The organism is Streptomonospora alba (assembly GCF_000826685.1).
Lineage (GTDB): Bacteria > Actinomycetota > Actinomycetes > Streptosporangiales > Streptosporangiaceae > Streptomonospora > Streptomonospora alba.
Genome location: NZ_JROO01000006.1, coordinates 187,821 through 207,875, shown reverse-complemented (window position 1 = coordinate 207,875; position 20,055 = coordinate 187,821). Strand labels below are relative to the sequence as shown.

Annotated in this window: 21 protein-coding genes; 11 read left to right on the top strand and 10 right to left on the bottom strand. The window is 70.5% G+C overall.

Annotated elements, in window-relative coordinates; all coding sequences use genetic code 11:
• Positions 1–13: 13 nt before the first annotated feature.
• From LP52_RS03770 to LP52_RS03760, 3 genes are all read right to left on the bottom strand, one after another.
• Positions 14–481: a hypothetical protein gene (locus LP52_RS03770; RefSeq protein ID WP_040270745.1), complete on the bottom strand. Its 468-nt coding sequence runs from the start codon at positions 479–481 to the stop codon at positions 14–16.
• Positions 482–832: 351 nt separating this feature from the next.
• The gene (locus LP52_RS03765) at positions 833–1,102 is read right to left on the bottom strand and encodes a hypothetical protein (protein WP_040270743.1); all 270 of its coding nucleotides are present in this window, start codon (positions 1,100–1,102) and stop codon (positions 833–835) included.
• A 72-nt stretch (positions 1,103–1,174) separates the two neighbouring features.
• Positions 1,175–1,813 (bottom strand): DUF6879 family protein, encoded by a 639-nt coding sequence (locus tag LP52_RS03760; protein ID WP_052809393.1) that lies wholly within the window; start codon positions 1,811–1,813, stop codon positions 1,175–1,177.
• A 567-nt stretch (positions 1,814–2,380) separates the two neighbouring features.
• Here LP52_RS03760 and LP52_RS03755 point away from each other — a divergent pair.
• Positions 2,381–3,526: a UDP-N-acetylglucosamine--N-acetylmuramyl-(pentapeptide) pyrophosphoryl-undecaprenol N-acetylglucosamine transferase gene (locus LP52_RS03755; RefSeq protein WP_052809411.1), complete on the top strand. Its 1,146-nt coding sequence runs from the start codon at positions 2,381–2,383 to the stop codon at positions 3,524–3,526.
• 59 nt (positions 3,527–3,585) lie between these two features.
• Here LP52_RS03755 and LP52_RS26115 read toward each other — a convergent pair whose 3' ends face one another.
• A complete protein-coding gene (locus tag LP52_RS26115; protein ID WP_084722846.1) occupies positions 3,586–3,759 on the bottom strand; it encodes a DUF397 domain-containing protein in 174 nt (57 codons plus the stop codon).
• 586 nt (positions 3,760–4,345) lie between these two features.
• Between LP52_RS26115 and LP52_RS25575 the strand changes: the two genes are divergently transcribed.
• Positions 4,346–5,215, top strand: coding sequence for a VanZ family protein (locus LP52_RS25575; RefSeq protein WP_052809392.1), 870 nt, complete (start codon positions 4,346–4,348; stop codon positions 5,213–5,215).
• Positions 5,216–5,318: 103 nt separating this feature from the next.
• On the opposite strand, the gene LP52_RS03745 is transcribed toward LP52_RS25575, so the two are convergent.
• Positions 5,319–5,525 carry a hypothetical protein gene (locus LP52_RS03745; RefSeq protein ID WP_040270739.1) on the bottom strand — a complete coding sequence of 69 codons (207 nt, stop codon included), beginning with the start codon at positions 5,523–5,525 and terminating at the stop codon, positions 5,319–5,321.
• Between the two features lie 296 nt (positions 5,526–5,821).
• Here LP52_RS03745 and LP52_RS27005 point away from each other — a divergent pair, with 296 nt between their 5' ends.
• A complete protein-coding gene (locus LP52_RS27005) occupies positions 5,822–6,013 on the top strand; it encodes a hypothetical protein (protein WP_157036184.1) in 192 nt (63 codons plus the stop codon).
• A gap of 88 nt (positions 6,014–6,101) precedes the next feature.
• Here LP52_RS27005 and LP52_RS03740 read toward each other — a convergent pair whose 3' ends face one another.
• The 3 genes from LP52_RS03740 to LP52_RS27000 all read right to left on the bottom strand — a co-directional run bounded on the left by LP52_RS03740 (position 6,102) and on the right by LP52_RS27000 (position 9,364).
• Positions 6,102–7,259 (bottom strand): cytochrome P450, encoded by a 1,158-nt coding sequence (locus LP52_RS03740; protein WP_157036183.1) that lies wholly within the window; start codon positions 7,257–7,259, stop codon positions 6,102–6,104.
• Positions 7,232–8,563, bottom strand: coding sequence for a cytochrome P450 family protein (locus LP52_RS03735; RefSeq protein WP_052809390.1), 1,332 nt, complete (start codon positions 8,561–8,563; stop codon positions 7,232–7,234). The genes LP52_RS03740 and LP52_RS03735 overlap by 28 nt, the downstream gene beginning before the upstream one ends.
• A gap of 639 nt (positions 8,564–9,202) precedes the next feature.
• Positions 9,203–9,364, bottom strand: a complete 162-nt coding sequence (locus LP52_RS27000) for a hypothetical protein (protein ID WP_157036182.1) — start codon at positions 9,362–9,364, stop codon at positions 9,203–9,205.
• A 104-nt stretch (positions 9,365–9,468) separates the two neighbouring features.
• Between LP52_RS27000 and LP52_RS03730 the strand changes: the two genes are divergently transcribed.
• The 7 genes from LP52_RS03730 to LP52_RS03700 all read left to right on the top strand — a co-directional run bounded on the left by LP52_RS03730 (position 9,469) and on the right by LP52_RS03700 (position 15,780).
• Positions 9,469–10,338 (top strand): NmrA family NAD(P)-binding protein, encoded by an 870-nt coding sequence (locus tag LP52_RS03730; RefSeq protein ID WP_040270737.1) that lies wholly within the window; start codon positions 9,469–9,471, stop codon positions 10,336–10,338.
• A 207-nt stretch (positions 10,339–10,545) separates the two neighbouring features.
• Entirely contained in the window at positions 10,546–10,689 is a 144-nt protein-coding gene (locus tag LP52_RS28185) for a hypothetical protein (RefSeq protein WP_238580717.1), read from the top strand.
• A 770-nt stretch (positions 10,690–11,459) separates the two neighbouring features.
• Positions 11,460–12,962: a sensor histidine kinase gene (locus LP52_RS27610; RefSeq protein ID WP_084722845.1), complete on the top strand. Its 1,503-nt coding sequence runs from the start codon at positions 11,460–11,462 to the stop codon at positions 12,960–12,962.
• Positions 12,963–13,090: 128 nt separating this feature from the next.
• Entirely contained in the window at positions 13,091–13,513 is a 423-nt protein-coding gene (locus LP52_RS03715) for a roadblock/LC7 domain-containing protein (protein ID WP_040270735.1), read from the top strand.
• On the top strand, positions 13,510–13,875 hold the full coding sequence (locus LP52_RS03710) for a DUF742 domain-containing protein (protein WP_040270734.1): 366 nt from the start codon (positions 13,510–13,512) through the stop codon (positions 13,873–13,875). The genes LP52_RS03715 and LP52_RS03710 overlap by 4 nt, the downstream gene beginning before the upstream one ends.
• A complete protein-coding gene (locus tag LP52_RS03705; protein WP_040270733.1) occupies positions 13,856–14,491 on the top strand; it encodes a GTP-binding protein in 636 nt (211 codons plus the stop codon). Before LP52_RS03710 ends, LP52_RS03705 begins: the two co-directional genes overlap by 20 nt.
• Positions 14,488–15,780, top strand: a complete 1,293-nt coding sequence (locus LP52_RS03700; protein WP_040270732.1) for a cytochrome P450 — start codon at positions 14,488–14,490, stop codon at positions 15,778–15,780. The genes LP52_RS03705 and LP52_RS03700 overlap by 4 nt, the downstream gene beginning before the upstream one ends.
• A 118-nt stretch (positions 15,781–15,898) precedes the next feature.
• Here the strand turns inward: LP52_RS03700 and LP52_RS03695 are convergent, their stop codons facing one another.
• Positions 15,899–17,143 (bottom strand): cytochrome P450, encoded by a 1,245-nt coding sequence (locus LP52_RS03695; RefSeq protein ID WP_040270730.1) that lies wholly within the window; start codon positions 17,141–17,143, stop codon positions 15,899–15,901.
• A gap of 573 nt (positions 17,144–17,716) precedes the next feature.
• Here LP52_RS03695 and LP52_RS03690 point away from each other — a divergent pair.
• Positions 17,717–18,652 carry an oxygenase MpaB family protein gene (locus LP52_RS03690; RefSeq protein ID WP_052809388.1) on the top strand — a complete coding sequence of 312 codons (936 nt, stop codon included), beginning with the start codon at positions 17,717–17,719 and terminating at the stop codon, positions 18,650–18,652.
• A gap of 24 nt (positions 18,653–18,676) precedes the next feature.
• Here the strand turns inward: LP52_RS03690 and LP52_RS03685 are convergent, their stop codons facing one another.
• Complete coding sequence (locus LP52_RS03685; protein WP_052809387.1) at positions 18,677–19,519, bottom strand: oxygenase MpaB family protein; 843 nt, start codon at positions 19,517–19,519, stop codon at positions 18,677–18,679.
• Positions 19,520–20,055 lie beyond the last annotated feature (536 nt).

Sequence of the window (20,055 nt, the reverse complement as noted above, 5' to 3'; positions counted from 1 at the left end):
GGTCCGGCCGGCCTCAGTCCTGGATGACCGGATCCTCGTCGGTGCGGGCGAAGGCCTCGGGGAAGCCGTCGGACTCGTTCCAGCTGAGGACGAGGTGGTCGTCCTCGGCGTTCAGCTCGGCCGTACCCGAACGGGACTCGGCGGCGGTCTCGCAGTCCAGCTCGACGGTCGCGGTGCTGCCGGACTCCGCCGGATCGAGGGTGCCGGGACAGGCCACGTCACCCTCGGTTCGGACGTCCTCGCCGAGCACGATCAGGGTCTCGATCCCGCTCTCGTCGAGGGTGGACTCCCAGACGCCGTTCATCCCGCCCTCGGAGGCCTGCTCGGGCGAGGGCCGATCGCCGCCGCCGGGCTCCTGGGTGGTCGGGGTCGAGGTCGAAGACGGCGCTCCGCCGCCTCCTTCGTCCGAGCATCCCGCCGCCGACGCGACGACGGCCAGGACCGCCGCCGTCGCCGCAGCCGTGTGTACCGCACTCCGCATCAGGGCCCGCCTCGCTCTCCCGGCACTCCGGAGGCCGCCGACCGGCCACCGGTCCGGAAAAGCTACACGGCGTGATCGTGTGGCGAATCAGGGTTAGCACGGGCCTGTCGGCGACGGCCGGGGAGGACGAACCGCGAGCCGGCGTTGCCTCATCGAGGTACCCACACCGGATGAGGAAACCCCGGGAACAGCCGGACCGGCGATCGCAGAGTGTGGAAACGGGGCGCAGCTCGCTCATCGAGCGAGCCGGCGTGCCGCCGAGCGCACGCCGCGCCGTAAAGGGGGACCGTCGCCCGCCCTCGGCGCGGCGCACCCGCACACACCAGCGCGCCGCGCCGAGGGCCGGGGACATCACTCCTGTGTCACGTCCGGCATGGTCGAGCGGAACTGCGCCCCGGGCACGACCACGATGCGCTCATCCGGTGCGATGCCGACTCCCTCCGGCAGGCGGTCCCCGAGAACGCCGGTGGCATCGCGGCCGATGACCGCGACGTCGCCGTTGTCGAGTTCCCAGAATTCGGGGCAGTCCTTGCCGACGCGGCTGGCGCCCACTTCGGCGGCGGTTTTGCCCAGCCGCCGCTCGAACGTGGCCGAGGGGTCGACGTCCCAGGGACGATCCATGGAAATCTCCTCAGAATGGGTGATTCGGGCCAGACCCAATCTCCCCCTCCGACGAGATCCCTACACGGCGCCCTACTGAGCGCCGCCGCCCTCCATGGTCGGTGTGGGCAGGGGAGCGATCGCGCGGCGGAAGTAGTCCTGGAAGGGCTCACTGCGTTCCCACAGCTCGCCGATAGCCCTCGCCGCCTCGGCCACCAGCTCGGAGTCGTCGACACGCTTCGCACCGATCGGGGTCCAGGCTTCGTCATAGCGCACCTGGTAGAGCACGCGCTTGCCGTAGACCATCAGCTCGGGCAGCGTGGTCGGCGACTCCAGGTCCGCCACCTCCGCGGCGGCCAACGCACGGATCCGGTGCCCGCACTCCTCGAAGATCCGGTGGCTGTGCGACTCCCACTGCAGGTAGGCAGACGGCGGATCCTCCACGATCCGCAGCCGCCGGAACTCAAGCCCTCGATCTGTGTAGCGGGCGACGTCCTCACGAATCCAGTCGCGTTCACCTGCGAATGTCCTTAGCACCCGCGTCCAGTCGCCGGCCACGAACGCGTCCCACGCGGGATCGTCGAGCTCGTTGAAGTACTGCGCACGCTCCAGCTTCCAGACCGCTCCGCCGTCGAGTCTCTCCTCCTCCCGGTCGCTGTCGGCGTGGAAGGTCGGGCGGTCGAGGACGGTTCCTTCGGCCGCACGGATTCGATCGAAAATGCTGTGGCCCATAGATTGCGTCCGGAGGGTTGGGGGAGACCGGGCTACCCGGCGCGAGAAACCAGCACGAATCACCGTTCGCTTCGTGATCATCGCACAGCGTGACGTCAGGTGGTCGCGCTATCCGAAAGTTCGGGGGTTCTGTGCTGGCCGGAGACTTCTCCCGCCCACCGATGTGGCTCCTTCCGAGCTTGTGCCTGTAGTCGAGTTCGGCGCCGATGGTGACCACAAGGACAGATCGACGGGGGCGTGCAGGGATAGGCGGAGTTGCGGTCACAGCGCCGAAGGGCTGAAGCGCTTCGGGGAGTACGTGATGCGGCTCTCCCCGCCATGCGCGGCACCAGCACCCGCCTTGCAGCGTCCTACGAACCGCCGCTGCCACCCGGTGGGCAGAGTGGAGACGTTCCCTGCCTGCTGACGTGGTCCCCTCCCGGCCGATCGTGTCTTTGAAGTCACCCTCGGCGCCGAATGCGACTGCAAGGAAACGATCGACAGGGATCGCTGCGAGCCGGTGGAGGGCTGCGTACACAGCACCAGTTAGAGAGGACCAGTGTGAACGACACCGATTCCCCGCGTGTGATGCGTCTGATCGTCACCGGCGGGGGTACCGGGGGCCATACCTACCCCGCGCTGACCGCCGTGAACGCGCTGCGGGCGCGGCTGGAGGCGCAGGGCCGGAGCCTGGACGTGCTGTGGGTAGGCGCCGAGGACAGCTTGGAAGGACGGGTCGCCGCGTCCAACGACATCCCGTTCCAGGCGGTCGACACGGGCAAGGTCCGCCGGTCGAAGAACCCGCTCAAGCTCGTGTCGGCGGAGAACATCCGCGACATGGGCAAAGCATTCCGCGGTGTCTTCCAGTCCCGCCGGGTCGTCTCCGACTTCCGGCCGGACGTGGTGCTGGCGACCGGCGGCTACGTCGCCGTGCCGGTGGGCCTGGCCGCCCGCATGGCACGCCGGCCGCTGGTGGTGCACGAGCAGACCGTGCTGCTGGGACTGGCCAACAAGGTGCTCGCACGCGCGGGCGCCCGCATGGCGGTCACCTCCGAGTCCACTCTGAAGCTGCTGCCCGACTCCGCCCGCGCGGACGCGGTCGTGACCGGCAACCCCGTGCGCCCGGCCGTGCTGGAGGGGCAGGCCGACCGCGCCGCAGCGGAGTTGGGCTTCGAGGGCTACGACCCGGACCTGCCCACCGTCTACGTCACCGGCGGAGCGCAGGGATCGGTGCAGATCAACACCACGGTGCGCGACCTCCTGCCGTGGCTGCTGGAGCGCGCCAACGTGGTGCACCAGTGCGGCGAGGCCAACGTCGACGACCTGCGCGCGGCGACACGGGACCTGGACCCCGAGCCGGCGGCCCGCCACCACGTGACCGCGTTCGTCGGCTCGGAGCTGCCCGACGTGCTGGCGATGGCCGATGTGGTGATCTCGCGCAGCGGCGCCGGGACGATCGCCGAGCTGACCGCCCTGGGCAAGGCGGCCGTGTTCGTCCCGCTGGCGTCGTCGGCCGGCGACGAGCAGCGACACAACGCCCGCCACCTGCAAGAGGCGGGCGCCGCGCTCGCGCTGCTGGACGAGGTGTCGGCGGAGCGGCTCCGCGAGAAGCTGGAGCCGCTGCTCGCCGACGCCGACCGCCGCGCCGCCGTCGCCGAGAGGGCGCGGGAGCACGGACGCCCGGACGCAGCCGACCGGCTGGTCGACGTCGTGCTCAAGGCGGAGGACACGTGACCTGACGGGGGAGACGGGGAGGAGTGGCGCGCCGCTTCCGGCCGGGGTGGCGGGGACTGTCAGAGGTCCCCGCCCTTGGCGGCGGAGAGGAAGGCGCGCCACTCGGACGAGGGGAAGTCGAGGGCACCGAGATCCCGATGCTTGGTGTCTCTGATGGCGCCTGCGTCGTCTAGTTCGGCTACCTCGACACAGTGGCTTTCTGCAGCGCTGTAGGAAGACTTGCGAAAGTCCATAGCTAGACCTCTTTCAGTAGCTTCTTGAGCGCCTTGATTGTTTCAACCTGGCTCATACCTGATTTCACCAGGGGGAGCGGTTGTCGACGTGCCCGTTGTGCCGGGTTCGCCGAAAACGAGCGCGGGGTTTTCACCGTTTTCCGGCGCTGTGCCGGTGAAAACCTCGCGCTCGGCGGGAGTGGGGCAGGGCCGCGGAGGCGTTCGCCCGGCCCCCGGCACATCGGTGCGCGGAGTCAGCCGGGCATTCGAACGACGGGTTGCGCCTGCCGTCCGACAGCGCCTCTTCAGAACCGGTTCACCGACGCGATCCGCGGGGCTCGCACGGTGTTGTTAACCTGTCGGCGCCGCAGTTCGTCCGCGATTTCGACAGGGAAACCGGATCATTCCCCTGAGCTGCGGGATCCTCGGATCACGGAGACCCGGATGAGAATCCTGATTCCGCTTGCCGTGCTCGCCTTCGCCGTGTTTCTGACGGTGCGGAGGTACCGGGAAAAGCAGCAGGGCGCAGGCGTTTCCCCAGCGGAGCGGATCTTCGCCCCCTCCTCTTCGCCGCCGCTTTCGCAGCCCTCCTCTATTCGATTCTCGCTTGACCCCGAACCAGATCGGCAGGTGGCACCGCCCCGTGTGGATGGTTCTCTTCTACGTCAATCCGGTGACCGTCGCGCTGACCGTCGGCGTCCTCCTCGCCGCCGCGTGGGCGGTCGCGCGCGTGCTCCGGTCGCGGCCGCGCGCCACGGCGCTGGGGGCGCGGGTGTGCCTGGCCTGCGCCGCCGTGGTGTATCTCGCGGTGCTCGTCCAGCCGGCCAACGCCGGGTGGACCGCAGCGGGGGAGCGGGCCACCGCCGTCGAGTGGAATCCGCTCGCGGGCTACCTGCAGGAGTTCGCGACGCCGGACGACCACTTCACGGTCGAGACGGGGAAGGAGCCCGTCTACGTCAGCGGCCGTGACGACCTCACCCGGCAGGCGGCGCGGGAGATCGCCGCCGAGGAAGAGGCCGACCGGCACCACTACGCCTACCGGTTCGACATCGACGGGAGGGCCGTGTGGCTGGACGGCGACGGTGCGCCCCTGGGCGAGCAGGAGCGTGAACTCCTGCGGCGGAACGGGACCTACGGCATCGATCCCGACGAGTCCCTCGCCCGCGGGACCGACAGCGCGGCCCTCGTCGGCGAGGAGTTGGTCGTCAACCTGCTGCTGTTCGTGCCCGTCGGCATCGTCGCGGCCGCGGCGTTCACCCCGGTGGCCGTCCGGCTGGGCACCGGCGCGGTGCTTTCAGCCGGAGTCGAGACCTCCCAGCTGCTCGTCGGGGCGGGAGGCGTGGTCGGCACCGGGGATCTGATCGTCAACGGCACCGGGGGCGCGCTCGGGGCGGGTGCGGTGATGGCGTTCTCCGCGTTCACCGCGCGCAGGAGCCGTCCCGACCGTCCCTCCGCCCCCGAGTTCCGGTCCCGGTGAGTAGGGGGCCTACGGTAGAACGCGAATCGCGAGGGCGTCTGTCGACCTGCGCGGGACCGCGGCCGTCCCCGTGCCTGAGCGGCGCGGATCGACTCCGCGGGTTTCAGTCGGCAACGCAGGCTCCGTTGCGCCGCTGCAGCACTCGGCGGCGTTCGCCGCCTGCGGCGACGGCGATGATCATCGCGGCGACCAGCGCGGTCCAGGCGCCGATCCCGTCGTCCTGCACCACCGCAGTGATTCCCGCGCACACCAGAGCCACCGCCGCCGAGGCCCACATGACGGCCTCCCACACGTTCACCGGCTTGATCACATCGGCTCCTTTACCGCGCTCCGTCGTACTGACCGCAATCTTCCCACTGAGACGCGGGAACACCCCTGCGGGCCCCGATCCCGCTGACACGCCGTGGGCATCGAGCGTGCTCTCAGGGGCGTTCTCGACGGCGACTGCGATTCCGATGACACGTTCGACGCAGAAGCGGCCGGCATGCGCGAGAGCACCGGCATGCGGCGAATCTCGGTGCTACCTTGGTGTCCGAGAAGTCCGAACAATTCCTGTATGCGCCGCGGGGCCGCCAACGGCGGCCGGTGCGGTGTGGAGGTGGCCAGATGAATCTCGGAAATTGGGACCTCGATCCGAAGCGCCTGTTGTCCGAGGTGCCCAAGCGGCGCCGCCGGGTGACCCGGTCGTCCTCCTTCCGCATTCGCGTCAAGTCCCCTAAGCCGCCGCAGGCGCCCGAGGGCTGCTGGACCCCGCCGGGCGGCATCGGCGACTGGGCGGACCCGAAAAAGCGCCGCTGACCGGACGCCGGAGCGCTCCGGCGTCCAGCCGCCGCATCGGCCGTCCGCCGGGACCTCCGGCGCAGGCCCCGGCGGCAGCTCGGCCGCCTCAGCGCGCCGCGGCCGGTGCGCCCTTCGGATGGACCCAGACCTGCTGGGGGTGGTACATCATCCAGCTCTCCACCGGGGCGGCGGCCTCGGCCGCTTCGCGCCCGCTGTCCAGGGCCAGATCGGGGAACCGCTCGAACAGGCGCGGTAGAGCCACGGTGAGCTCCAGGCGCGCCAGCGGGGCGCCCAGGCACAGATGGGGGCCGTGGCCGAACGCCAGGTGTCCGCGCGCGTCCCGGCCCACGTCGAAGGTGTCGGGCTCCTGCCAGGCGCCGGGGTCGAGCGCAGCGGCGCCGTAGGCCAGCAGCAGCATCTCGCCCTCGGGCACGGCTACCCCCGCCACCTCGGTGTCGGCGGTGGAGAACACGGCCGGCAGCAGGCTCACCGACGTGTAGCGGCGCAGGATCTCCTCCACCGCCGTCGCCCACTCGACGTCGCCTTCGGTGACGCGCTCCAGCTGGTCGGGGTGGGTCAGCAGCGCCCGCACGCCGTTGGCGAGGGTGCCCATCGTGGTCTCGAACCCCGCGATCACCAGCAGGACGAGGTTGGCCGCGATCTGGGTGTCGCCGAGCCGGTCAGCCTCCTCGGAGGCGTCGTCGGCGGCCGCCAGCGCGCTGACCAGGTCCTCGCCCGGATCGGCTCGCCGCTTGGCCACCAGTTCCCTCAGGAAGCTGTTGGCCTCGGCGTAGACGCCGGGGTCGCTCAGCTCGAACACGCGCCGGGCGATGTCGCCGAGGACGGGGGCGTCCTCGTCGTCGACGCCCAGCAGGCCGACCAGTACGCCCACCGTCAGCGGCCAGGCGAACCGGTCCTTGACGTCCACGCTGCCCGCGCCGTCCATGTCGGCCAGCAGTTCGTCGGCGAGCCTCTCCACACGCGGCCGCAGCGCCTCCACCCGCCGGCGGGTGAAGTGCGTCTGCATGGGCTTGCGCAGCCGGGTGTGCTCGGCGCCGTTGGCGGTCAGCAGGCTGCCGATGGATCCCCCGACCAGGCGCACCAGCGCACTGTTGGGATCGACCTCGCCCTCGCGCACGGCTCGCCAGTTCTGCTGGGCGCCGCCTCGGACGAAGGTGCCGGTGCGGTCGGCCAGTACGGTGCGCAGCGCCTCGTGGTGGGTGACCGCCAGGGCGTTCACCCCTGCCAGATCCACCGCAGCCACTGGCCCAGCCGCGTGGAGAGCGTGCGCGGTTGCGTCTCTGTCGAGGTCTCGGGGGTCGATTGCGATGCGCTGAGTTGCCACGGGGCTCCTTCGTAGATGCGATCGGTGGGGGTGAAGGCGACGCGCAGGGATTCCACGCCGCTGAGCCGGCCTGCGGCCACCCCCTGCCACTGCTCGTCGACCAGGACCATGTCGGGCAGGCGTCGGTCGATCCGCTGCACGGCCTTCTCGGCGATGGTGAGACCGAGGTCGCGGCCGGCGCTGGGGCAGGAGTGCGGTCCCATGCCGAAGATCATGTAGGAGCGGTTGGTCTCGGTGTCCAAGCGCTCGTCGCGCCGCAGCAGCTGCTGCGCAGGCCCGAACCCCATCACCACGCAGTCGCCGGCGGCCACCCGGTAGCCGCCGACCTCCACGTCGCGGGTGGCGAATCGGCCGATGAGGGTGTGCATCGGAGGCGCATGCCACAGGCTGGTGTTGACCGCCTCGCGGACCGAGCGCCCCGAGTTCAGCTGCACCAGTTCGTTCTTGCGTCCGAGCAGCAGCCGCAGCGCGTGGGCGACGGTGTGTGCGGTGGGCTCGTGGGCCGCCGCGGTGATGAAGGTCAGGTGGTCGCGGATCTCCTCGTTGTCCAGGCCGGCCTTGATCAGCTCCGAGACCAGGTCGCTGCCGGGCGACTCGCGGCGGCGCTCGGCCAGGGCGGTCATGCGCCGCTGCAGCTGGGCATGGACGTGCAGCGCGTCGTCGGCTCCGTCCCACACCCGCCGTTGGGCCGAGCACACCGCGACGCCCTCCTGGGCGTCCATCCCGTACAGCCGGCACAGCACCAGCAGAGGCACCACGCTGGAGTAGCGCGTGACCAGGTCGGCGCGGCCCTCGGTGGAGAAGGTGTCGATAACCCGGTCGACGACCTCGTCGACGTGGGTCATGACCTGGTTCTGGGAGATGTTGGACAGCGCACGCACGACGATGTCGCGGTAGTACTTGTGGTCGGGGCCGTCGACGTTCCACACGTTGCGCCGCTTGGTGTAGATCGCCCGCAGCGGGGAGGTATCCGGGATGACGCCGTTGTGGAAGTCGCGCCAGTGGTCGACGTCGCGGGCGAAGGTGTCCGGGTCCTGCATGACCTGCTGGTGCACCTCAAGCGTGAGCATGAGCCAGGCCGGCACCCCCTCGGCCAGGAAGACGGGCGCGAGTCCTTCGGGGTAGCGCTCCAGTAGTCGGTCCCACAGCGCTTCGGGGTCGGCGAGTGCCTCGGGATCGTCGAAACGCACAGCGTCGGTCGGATGCTGGATCGGATGCGTCATCGCTTTGCGGCTCCGTGCGGAGGGGGAAGGGGAGGGAACCTGAGCTGCAGGTCAGGAAGCGCTCCCACGGAGGTCTGGCATGCGAGCACCGTCCTCAGCAGCTCATCGACAAACTCGGCCGGTGCACGGGCTTTTACGGCCACTACTCGCCCGGGCGCCGGCACCGCAGCGGAGTCTTTCGAATTCCGCGGTCACAGCGCAACCCCGGAGATCATCTATTCATCTATTGACCAGGAAGAATGCGCTGCGTGAGAGGGCGGACACGGGCGTTTTCCCGTTCTTCGGAGCGGAACGCGGGCGAGAGGCCACGGTAGCCCGCTTCGCCGCTTGCGTCCGAGCTGCGCGTCGGCTCCGGCTCCCCTGAGTCGGGGGTCGCGCTCGGGACCGGGACCGGAAACAGAATCACGTTCTGAATCGCAGATCGCGCGCGGTGAGCGCGAGCCCGACGTGGCGGCCCGGTGCATTCGAACGCGATTTCCTGCGCGGAACAAAGAAGTGCCTGCGCGATCGGTGGGCAAAGGCACGGCCGGAACGGCGGAAACACGCGTGAGAGCGGCAAGCCGCACTCTCGGTGTTTCGCGATTCCTCCGGCGAAAACGCGCGGACCCGAGCCGAACGGACACGGCGGCCGCCGGAGGCTCAGCTCCCGAGGGGTACCGAGACCGGCAGCGGGACCAACGGCGCGCGGGTGCACACCGCCCAGCGGAACAGCACCACGACCAGGGCCACGCCGACGTCCAGCGGGAAGCGGCGGGCGGTGCCCGTGCCGCGGCGGATGAGGACCGCGGTGACCGGACGCATTGACCTCAACCTTTGTTGAGGTGCCAGGATCGTCGTGAACAGGCCGGAAAGCGGGGTTCGCTCCGATGACGGGCACAGCTGTGAAAGAGACGGGGAGAGTTCCCATGGCACACGACCGTCCGATCCTGGTGACCGGAGCGACAGGCAACGTCGGCCGCCACGTGGTGCGCCGGCTGGTGGAGGAGGGGCGCGCCGTCCGCGCCCTGACCCGCGATCCGGCGAAGGCCGATCTGCCCGGCGGAGTCGAGGCGGTCCGGGGCGACCTGGCCGATCCCGCAAGCCTGGGCCCGGCGCTGGAGGGCGTCGACACCGCTTTCCTGCTGTGGCCGAGCCTGGAGGCCGACCAGGCCGCGCAGGAGACCGTCGCCGCCCTCGCCCAGGGCGTCGACCGGGCCGTCTACCTGTCGACCATGGGCGTCGATCCCGTCAGCTCGGAGCGGGAGGGCGGCATCCTCGGGTCCCACGCGATGCTGGAGCGGCGGATCCGGGAGTCGCGGATGGACTGGACCTTCGTGCGCGCCGGCGGATTCGCGGCGAACCTGGGCGAATGGATCCCCCGGATCCGCGAATCGGGCGTCGTCCGCCCGGCCCTCCCCGAACTGGCGCGCCCGCTGATCCACGAGGCGGACATCGCCGAGGTCGTCGTGCGGGCGCTGACCGAGGACGGACACATCGGCGCGATCTACGACATCACCGGGCCCGAGCTGCTCTCCCAGGCCGAGCAGGCGCGGATCATCGGCGAGGAACTGGGAACACCGGTCCGGGTGGAGGCCATGGGCCATGAGGAGGCGGTGCGCGACCTGTCGGGGAGCGGCTTGCCGCGGGAGACGGCCGAGGAGATCCTCCGGGCCCATGCCGGCATGGTGGGCGACCCCGAGCCGGTGACCGACACGGTGGAGCGGGTGACGGGCGCGCCCGCGCGTACGTTCCGCCAGTGGGCCGCCGACCGCATCGCGGCGGCACGGGCGGCATAGCACCCGGAGCCGGGCACGCGGTGCGGCGACGGCCTCGGCACCGCGTACCCGGCACCGGCGGCCGGTTCGGCGCCGGTGCCGAGGCTGAGCCGGGGCGGCGCGATCGGCGCAGTACCGGACGGTCCCGGCGAGCGGGCGTAGGGCGCATCGGATGAGCCCCGACTCGGTATGAGCGGAATCGCCGGTGGTCGTCGTCAGCTTCGCGCCATGGCGAAAACGACGTTCGTGCGCTTTCCGGTAGCCGATCTCACCACCTCCGTCGACTTCTTCACCGGGCTCGGTTTCGCGTCCGACTCCGGTTCCACCGACGAGAACGCCACCTCCATGGTCGTCGGCACCGACGAATGGTGATGCTGCTGGTCGAAGACTTCTTCCGGGGTTTCACCAAGAAAGGGATCGCCGATACCCGCTCCTCCACCGAGGTCGTCTTCTCCGTCTCGGCGGACGGCCGCGACGAGGTCGACGAGAAAGCGGAGAAAGCTCTGTCGACAGGCGGAGTCCTGCCGGCGACCCGGTCGAAGAGCCGGGAATGTACGGCTGGATTTTCCAGGACCCGGACGGGCGTTTGCGGGGGTTCCTCTACTCGAACGCCGACAGGCACGTCGAGGCGGTGCCCGTGTAAAGCGGGAGACGCCGTCGGCCCCCGCGTGCGCGACCGGGCGCCGGCGGAACCGGTCCGGTCCCCGAGCCGCCGTCGCCGGTATCCCGCCGCCCGCGCTTCCGGTCCTCGGGTGCGAAACCCCATACCCGTGTACCCGGCCCGCCGCCCCTCCCGCGGGCGGCGCGTGCCACGTGGTATGGGCGTTTTGTCGTTTTCCATTCCACCGGTTCGACCTCGATTCGTCGCGTCCGCGCTCCCTTCGGCTCTCGCGTGCCTGAATTGTCGACAGTAAATGTCGCTAAAGCGAAGATTGTCTGGTTCGAAAAGCAAGAATCGATGCCGAATGTGGGTTTGGCCATCGATTGACCCTGCGTGTCGGGTGTGGGCTACGGTAAGTTCCGGATCACCCCCACTGGCCGTCGCACAGGCTGCCCCCGGGCCTGCTCGTCCTGCCGTGCAACGGATCAGGGGTTCGATGCGGGCCGGGTCCCGCTTCCCACCGCCGACGAGGACCTGATCGATGTCAGCACGTGTATCCGAAAGAAACCAGTCGCAGCGCTCACCGAACTCACCGACCCTGCAAGCCGTACTCGCATTCGTGGCCGCGGCCGTCGTACTTGCCGTGGCCTGGTACTGGGTGATCGCCGCAGTGCCCGCCGAAGCGCAGGTGCTGCTGGCCGCGGTCGGCTCCGTGATGGGAGTCCTGCTGGCCGGAGCGGTCGCCGTAGCCACCTACCACTCCGGCGCCGCCGCCATCGTCCGCGAGCGCGCGGTACGCGCGGAGGAGCGCGTCGCCCAGGCCGAGCACCAGACCGCCGGGCTGGAGCAGGAACTGCGCCAGTTCGCCCACGACGGCATCCCCGACCTGCGCCGCCGCATTCGCCAGGGCTCCACCACCGACGCGGCCATCGCCGAAACCGCCCAGCCCTCCCAGGAGGCCCTGCGCTCCCTGCTCGTGCAGCTCGGCCAGACCCTGGGCCAGGCGGAGCGGCGCGGCGCCGCCGCCATGGCGGCCTGCGCCGGCGCGGCCGCGCGCGTCCAAGCCCAGGTGACCAACCTGCTCGCGCAGCTGCGCGAGCTCGAGGACCGCTACGGCGACCAGGACGGCGTTTTCGGCGACCTGCTCGAACTCGACCACCAGGTCTCCCAGATGGGCCGGCTCGCCGACAGCTTCGCCCTGCTCAGCGGTGGCCGCTCCGGGCGCCGCTGGACCAAGCCCATCGTCATGGAGAGCATCCTGCGCGGTGCCATGGGCCGCATCTACGCCTTCCGCCGCGTCCGGATCCACACCACCAGCACCGCCGCCGTCGTCGGCTACGCCGCCGAAGGTGTGATGCAGGCCGTGGCCGAGCTGATGGACAACGCCGCCAACTTCTCCGCGCACAACACCGAGGTGCACGTCTACGTCGAGGAGGAGGACACCGGCGTGATGGTCACTGTCGAGGACAGCGGCCTGGGCATGCGCCCCCGTGAGCGCCGGCGCGCCAACCAGTTGGTCTCCGAGCCGCACGACCTCACCAACCTGCCGGGAAGCCGCATGGGTCTGGCCGTCGTGGGCCGGGTCGCCGCCAAGTACGGGCTGAACGTCAACTTCCGGCCGTCTTCGCGCGGCGGCACCGGCGCTGTCGTGCTCATTCCCCAGCACCTGATCACCCGAACACAGCAGGACCTCTCCATGCCCCCTCCGCCGCCCCCCACGCCCGCGACCGCCCAACCCGCGGCCGTGGCCGCCGGCCCGCCCCCCGCGGCCGGCGGAGGCAACGGCAGCGGGGCCGACACCACCGGAGCCTGGAAGACCGGGGCCGGGGACCACGGTGCCGGGAACACCGGCGGCGTCGGCGCCGGCGGCTACGAGCTGCCCAAGCGGCGCCGCGGTCAGACCCTGGCCGAGGCCGAGCGCCAGCAGGACCGGCCGCGCACCGAGCGCCAGCAGGAGCGCCGTGACCCCGGCACGCGCTTCGCCGCCTTCCGCCAGTCCGGCACCCGCGGGCGCGACACCGGGCCGGGCGGCACGGCACCGTGAACCGGTCGCTCCGATCGCGGCTTTCTTCAGCGCCGCTGCGACGCCGATGGGGCGCCGCCGGCCATGGAGCGTTCCTCTCGGGCACCGCAGCGCCCGTATGACTTGAACAAGGAGTGGCACAGATCACCATGAGCACTGCAGACCGCGGCCTCGATTGGTTGCTTGAGAACCTGCTCGCGAAGACCCCGGGCGCCCGGCACGCGCTCGTGCTGTCCCGGGACGGGCTGAAGATGGTCTTCACCCCCCAGCTCGACGGCGACCGGGCCGACCAGCTCGCCGCCGTCGCCGCCGGAATCCAGAGCCTGTCGCTGAGCGCCTCCGCGGAGTTCGGCGACGGCAGCATCACCTCCGGCCAGGCCATGGTGGAGTTCGCGGGCGGCGTCCTGCTCATCGTCCCCGCAGGCGCGGGCGCCCACCTGGCCGTGGTGGCCGAGGAGGACACCGACGTCGGAATCGTCGGCCACAACATGAACGAGCTCGTCGAGCAGATCGGCTCCTACCTCACCGCCGACCCGCGAACGCCGCAGTACAGCGGTGATCCGGCGTCATGAATCCACGACCTATCGACCGCGAGGATCCCGATCGCCTCTATACCGTCACCGGCGGCCGCAGCCGCTCCGACGAGGGCATCTTCGACAGCGTCACGCTCATCGTCAGCGAGTGCGAACCCAAGGCGGGCATGCAGTCCGAGCACATGCGGATCCTGCGGATGTGCGAGCGGCCGACGGCGGTCGTGGAGATCTCGGCCACCCTCGGCATGCCGGTGAGCGTCGTCACCATCCTGCTGCGCGACCTGCTGGACATGGGCCGGATCACCGTCCGCCACCCGTCCTCCTCCGTCGCGGACGCGCAGGCGCACACCCCCGCCCCCGAGACCCTGAAGCAGGTGCTCGATGCACTCCAACGCCTCTGACATCCCCGTGCAATCCCCCGGTTCCCCCGCGCCCGCGCCGCTGTCGGCCGACGCCCAGGACGCACTCAAGATCGTCGTTGTCGGCGGATTCGGCGTGGGCAAGACGACCATGGTGGGAGCGGTCAGCGAGATCCGGCCGCTGAGCACCGAAGAGGTCATGACCGAGGCGAGCGTGGGCGTCGACGACCCCTCGCGCGTGCGCAGCAAGACCACCACAACGGCGGCCTTCGACTTCGGCCGCATCACCATCACCGAGGACAAGATCCTCTACCTGTTCGGCGCGCCCGGCCAGGAGCGGTTCTGGTTCCTGTGGGACCAGCTGTTCGCCGGCAGCCTGGGCGCCGTGGTGCTGGTCGACCCCCGGCGAGTGGAGGAGTCCTGGTATGCGATCGATCGGCTGGAGGCGCACGGCACGCCGTTCGTCGTGGCGATCAACCGGTTCGAGGCGGGGCCCGGCCTGGATGCGCTTCGCGAGGCGCTCGACCTGTCCGAGGGGGTCCCGCTCGTCGAATGCGACGCCAGGAGCAGGGATGACTGCAAGGCCGTGCTGATCTCCCTGGTCCGCCATCTCAACGACTTGTACGCACCGTCGCCCGCCAGGGAGGGCACGCCGTGACCAACGTCTCCAACTCACCTGAGTCCGATCGGCAGCCGGCGCCCGCTCCCGCCGTGACCGGCTACCCCGACCACGACCAGGCCGTGCGGTTCTACGGCCCCGACATCGCCGTGGACCCCGGCACCCTCTACCACGACATGCGGTGGCGCTACGGCCCGGTCGCCCCGATCCTGCTCGACGGCGACATCCCGGCGTGGTTCGTGATGGGCTATCGCGAGGTGCACTACGTCACCAGCAATCCGCAGTGGTTCGCGCGCGACTGCCGCCGCTGGAACATGTGGGACCACATCCCCGACGACTGGCCGCTGATGCCCTATGTCGGCTGGACCCCTTCGGTGATGTTCGCCGAGGCCACCGAGCACCAGCGCCGCGCGGGCGCGCTCGGCGATGCGCTGGACGAGGTCGACCGCACCGAGCTCGCGCTGATCTGCCAGCGGGTCGCCGACGAACTGATCAACGAGTTCAGCGGCGACGGCCAGGCCGAGCTGGTGTCGCAGTACGCCCACCAGATCCCGGCCCGTGTCGTCGCCGAGCTGTACGGGCTGCCGCTGGCCGACGTGCCCGCCATGGTGCGCGACATCCTCGACTCCCTGGACGTCAAGGGCAACGCCGCGGAGGCGCACCAGCGGGTGCAGGAGCGCATGCAGCGGCTGGTCGCCGACTCCCACGCCCACCCGGGCCAGGACGTGCCCACCCGGCTGATCGAGCACTCCGCCCGGCTCACCGACGAGGAAATCGTCATCGACCTGCTGGTGATGATGTCGGCCGCGCAGGCGCCCACCGGCAACTGGATCGCCAACACGCTGCGGCACATGTTCGTCGACGACAGGTTCTCCGTGAGCCTGCAGGGCGGGCGCAGCAGTGCGGTCCAGGCGCTCAACGAGGTGCTGTGGCGCGACACCCCGACCCAGAACTTCATCGGGCGCTGGGCGGTGCAGGCCTGCGAGCTGGGCGGACGCCGCATCAACCGCGGCGACCTGCTGGTGCTGGGCCTGGCTGCGGCCAACGCCGACCCGCGGGTGCAGCCCGAAGAGCAGCTGGACTCCGGCGCCAACCGCGCGCACATGTCCTTCGGGCACGGCGAGCACGGATGCCCGTTCCCGGCCCCCGAGCTGGCCGAGGTCATCGCGCGCAACGCGGTCGAGGTGCTGCTGGACCGGCTGCCCGACATCGAGCTGAGCGTGCCCGAGGAGAAGCTGGAGTGGCGGCCCTCGGTGTGGATGCGCGGCCTGTACTCCCTGCCGGTGCACTTCACCCCGGCGATTCCCATCGATGAGCGCGCGATGTAGTTCCATCCGCTGTGCGCGCACCGCCTACCGACCGCCCTCGGCGGAGGCGCCGCGCGACCGCGAAACGGGGGGCCGCTGCGCGCAGCGGCCCCCCCGTCGTCGTTTCGGCTCAGACGGGTCAGACCCCCGCGGAGACCGCGCTGCGCGGCGTGAACTCGACCGGCACGTCCGCCGGTCCGCGGGTGAACACGCCCTTCTCCTCTGCGGAGTAGTCGGCGGACAGGCGGGCGTCGGGCATCGCGTCCAGCAGCATGTTCGCCGCGACCTCGACCTCCGTCTCGGCCAGCAGCGCGCCCACGCAGAAGTGCCGGCCCAGGGCGAAGGCCAGGTGCCCGGCCGCCGCGGTGAAGGCGGTGGAGGCGTCGATCTCCTCGCGGAAGATGTCGAAGGAGTCGGGGTCGGCGTAGCGCTCGGGGTCGCGGTTGGCCGCACCGATCAGGCAGGTCACCGTGCTGCCCGCGGGAACCTCGCCGCCGCTGAAGACGACGTCCTCGGACGGCTGGCGCATGATCATGTGCACCGGCGGGCTGTAGCGCAGCGTCTCGGCGAAGGCCTTGGGGATGAGCGAGCGGTCCTCGCGGACCGCCTCCAGCTGGTCGGGGTGGCTCAGCAGGTTGGCGAACATCGCAGCGAGCGCCTTGTCGGTGGTCTCGCCGCCGGCGGCCAGCAGCAGGCTACAGAACGCCTTGATGTCGTCGTCGCTCATCGAGGTGCCGTCGATCTCGGCGCGGCACAGCGCCGACAGCAGGTCGTCACCGGGGTTCTCGCGGCGCTCCCGGATGATCGGGATCATGTACTCGGCGAACTCCTCGCGCGTGCGCAAGCCGTCGGCCATGACGTCGGGGTCCTGGGTGAGGTTGCCCAGGAAGGCGATGATGCTGGTGTACCACTTGTGGAACCGGTCGTGGTCGGACTTGTCCAAGCCCAGCATGTCGACGATGACGTTGATCGGGAAGTGCGTGGCGAACTGCGACACCAGGTCGACCGAGCCGTCCTCGCGGAACTCGTCGATCAGTTCGCGGGCGTTGCGCTCGATCACCGGGCGGAACTTGTCGCGCAGCTCGCCGCCGCGGAAGGCCGGCGCCACCAGGGCCCGCCGTACCGCGTGCTCGCGGCCGCTGAGCTGGAGGATCGTACGCCCGTGCACCGGCTCCAGCTGCCAGTCGTAGTTGGCGGTGGTGAACACCTCGTCCTTGAACGCCCGCTGAACGTCCTCGTAGCGCGAGACGATGTAGCTCTGCATCGGCTCGTGCCAGATGAGCGGTGCCTCGCTGCGCATGATCCGGTAGGCGGAGTAGGGGTCGGCGTTGAACTCCGCGGAGACGATGTCGGGGATGCCGGGAGTGTCCGGAACGATGGTCATGCTGCGCCTCACTAATGAGGGGGGCGAAGGTCGGCTCGTCCCAGGGTAGGGAAGTGATTCGTCATGATCCAGGCGTGTACGCGGAGAATGTGAGTTCCCAACCGACGTGCTACATCACACTGGTCGACTCGTTTATCACACACCGAATCCGGGGAATCGGTTTCGGTCTCTGCCGACTGGAGGTTCGGAACCGAATTTCGGGCGCCCATCGGTTGCGCGGCGGGCCCGATCCGGCGCCCTGCGGGCGATCCGGGCGGCCACATCCCGGGGGAGGGAATCCGCCGGGGCCCGTACTCGTGGACGAACCCTACTGGAGAGAGAATGACCAGGTCACGAGCCTCCGAAATGGCCTCCGAGGGTTTCCGGCGATTCGTTCGCGGGTGCTGCCCCGTCGATTCCGGACGCGCGTCGCAGCTCAGCGATACCGCATTTCCGGGTGCCCGTTACGCCAACCGGAAGTAGGCGTTCTACAGTCGGTTGCGAGCCGACGGCCGTTTCGGCCGCGCGCGCCGCCCGCGGCCCGTGCCCGCCGTCGGCCCCTCACCCGCCCCGCATCGTGCGAAGGAGCACGCCTTGCCCCTGCTGCCGCTCGCCCCGCCCGCGGCCCTCCGCCGCGACCGCACCCGCTGGCTGCGCCGCATCGCCGAACTCGACCCCGAGACCGACTACCACACGATCTACCGGATCTCCGTCGGCTACGAGTTCCCCTGGGACTACAACCGTGCCCTGGAGTTGGCGCTGTACCGCACCTACTGCGTGCCCTCCATCTCGGCCCTGCTGGACGCCACCGGCGAGTTCTCCCGCTGCGGCCAGAAGCGCTACGACGACACCTCGATCCTGATGAACGAGATGACCGAGCACGGTGTCGACTCCGAGCGCGGCCGCCAGAGCCTGCGCAACATCAACAGGATGCACAACCGCTACGACATCTCCAACGGCGACATGCTCTACGTGCTGTCGACCTTCGTCTTCGAGCCCATCGACTGGATCGCCCAGTACGGCTGGCGGGACCTGACCGAGGCCGAGCGCCGAGCGGGCTACCTCTACTACCGCGAGGTGGGAAAGCGGATGAACATCCGCGACATCCCCGCCGACCTCGACTCCTTCCGCGAGTTCAAAGACGCCTACGAGCGCGAGCACTTCCGCTACACCGACACCAACGCCCGCGTCGGCCAAGCCACGCTCGACGTCTTCCGCGCCTGGTTCCCCGCCCCGCTGCGCCCGGCCGCCGACGCCGGGGTGCGGGCGCTGCTGGACGAATCCATGCTGGAGGCGTTCGGCTTCGCGCGCCCGCCCCGGTGGGTGCGCCCCATGGTGCGCGCGCTGCTGCGGATGCGTGCCGGAATCCTCACGCAGATGCCGCCGCGACGCACCTCGCGGCTCTCCGACGACCGCGGCAACCGGACCTACCCGGGTTATCCCCACGGCTACGCCCTGGAGAGCATCGGTGCTGCGGAGCCCGTCGACATCGACGAGAAGTGGCTGCGCAAGCCCACCCGCGCGGACTGAGAACCCGCGGGGCGCCGGGTCCGGTCATCGCCGTCTCGCCGTCATGCGGAAGCGGGCTCGGCGCCCGGTGCGGGAGTCGCCGGCGTCGGTGCGCGCGAACCGCCGGCGCATGTCGCGCAGGTAGAAGTCGCGCGGCAGTGTCCGTACGGCGAGCGGCAGCCGTGGATAGACGGCGCGGACCACGGCGACAAGCCGGTCGAACCGCCGCTGCTGCACCGGGCCCCACTGCAGGCCGAATCCGTCGCGCACGTGTGCGGGCAGCAGTCCCGACGCCAGGAAGCGCTGCACCCGCACCAGCGCCCGCACCACGGGGTTGGCGGGGTGGAACAGGTCCGCGGTGATCGCGCGCGCGGTGTCGTCGACCTCGATGGAGGCGACCATGCCGGCCCAGTACCGCTCGAATTCGGCGCGGGTGGCCGGCCAGCGCTCGCGGGGGCAGCCCAGGGAGGTGGCGAACACCGACGCGGTCTCGTAGACCGCATCCTTGTCCTCAGGGGCCATCGGGCCGAAAACCAGTTCGTGGACGTGCATGTTGCAGGCGTAGAGCGTGGCCGCCACCCACACCTGCAGATCGGGGTCCTGCGCGCTGTAGCCGGGGCCCGCGACGTGGGTGTGGGCCTTGCGCACGACGCCCGCGACCCGCTCGGCCTCCTCACGGGTGCCGAAGACCAGCCCGTAGACGAACACCAGCGTGCCGCGCAGCCGGTCGACAGGCCGCTGCGCGAAGTCGCTGTGGTCGCGCACCCCCCGGCCCACGCGCGGGTGGGCGATCTGCAGCAGGATGGCGTAGGCGGCCGCCCCCAGCGCCGCGGCCTCGCGGTAGACCTCCGCGGCCGGATCGGACCCGCGCGTCTGCTGTCCCCCCACGTCGCCAATGCTAGACCCCCGCAGCCCCACCCCACCCGGGACCCGCCGCGCCCACCGGAGACCGGCAGCACACCGCACGCTCGGGGCAGCGGACGTTGCAACCGTCTTGTGGATGTCATCCTGGCCGGTTCCGGGTGCGGTTTCCTCTGTGCAGAGAAGCGGCCTATGTCACCGTCAGTGCTGCAGCGTGCCTACCAGCACCGTTTATGTGGCCCTGACAGGGAACGGTCCATCCTCGAGGGGGCCGCGGCCCGTTCCGCCGCGGCATCGGCAGGCCGAGGTGCTCGATCGGCCGTCCGGGGGCGGTTATTGTGGCACTGTCCGCGTCGTCGGCTTCACGGCCCGGCGGATTCCGGCCGGCGGCCACCACGACCGAGGCGGGCGCCGGCCCGCCTACCGCGGTCGTCGGTGCTCAGCCTCCACGGCTTCGCCCGTCGAGGTTTCCGGGTGTGGCTGCGTGCGGGGCCTTCGCGTGTGTGGCATGGCCGCGCGGTGGCCGCCGCTGAGCGCCATTCGTCAGGAGCGCTCCTGACCAG

Coding starts and splice junctions, on each gene's coding strand:
- LP52_RS03770 (WP_040270745.1), bottom strand. CDS start 481: ATGCGGAGTGCGGTACACACGGCTGCGGCGACGGCGGCGGTCCTGGCC.
- LP52_RS03765 (WP_040270743.1), bottom strand. CDS start 1,102: ATGGATCGTCCCTGGGACGTCGACCCCTCGGCCACGTTCGAGCGGCGG.
- LP52_RS03760 (WP_052809393.1), bottom strand. CDS start 1,813: ATGGGCCACAGCATTTTCGATCGAATCCGTGCGGCCGAAGGAACCGTC.
- LP52_RS03755 (WP_052809411.1), top strand. CDS start 2,381: ATGCGTCTGATCGTCACCGGCGGGGGTACCGGGGGCCATACCTACCCC.
- LP52_RS26115 (WP_084722846.1), bottom strand. CDS start 3,759: ATGGACTTTCGCAAGTCTTCCTACAGCGCTGCAGAAAGCCACTGTGTC.
- LP52_RS27005 (WP_157036184.1), top strand. CDS start 5,822: ATGAATCTCGGAAATTGGGACCTCGATCCGAAGCGCCTGTTGTCCGAG.
- LP52_RS03735 (WP_052809390.1), bottom strand. CDS start 8,563: ATGACGCATCCGATCCAGCATCCGACCGACGCTGTGCGTTTCGACGAT.
- LP52_RS27000 (WP_157036182.1), bottom strand. CDS start 9,364: ATGCGTCCGGTCACCGCGGTCCTCATCCGCCGCGGCACGGGCACCGCC.
- LP52_RS03730 (WP_040270737.1), top strand. CDS start 9,469: ATGGCACACGACCGTCCGATCCTGGTGACCGGAGCGACAGGCAACGTC.
- LP52_RS28185 (WP_238580717.1), top strand. CDS start 10,546: ATGGCGAAAACGACGTTCGTGCGCTTTCCGGTAGCCGATCTCACCACC.
- LP52_RS27610 (WP_084722845.1), top strand. CDS start 11,460: ATGTCAGCACGTGTATCCGAAAGAAACCAGTCGCAGCGCTCACCGAAC.
- LP52_RS03715 (WP_040270735.1), top strand. CDS start 13,091: ATGAGCACTGCAGACCGCGGCCTCGATTGGTTGCTTGAGAACCTGCTC.
- LP52_RS03710 (WP_040270734.1), top strand. CDS start 13,510: ATGAATCCACGACCTATCGACCGCGAGGATCCCGATCGCCTCTATACC.
- LP52_RS03705 (WP_040270733.1), top strand. CDS start 13,856: ATGCACTCCAACGCCTCTGACATCCCCGTGCAATCCCCCGGTTCCCCC.
- LP52_RS03695 (WP_040270730.1), bottom strand. CDS start 17,143: ATGACCATCGTTCCGGACACTCCCGGCATCCCCGACATCGTCTCCGCG.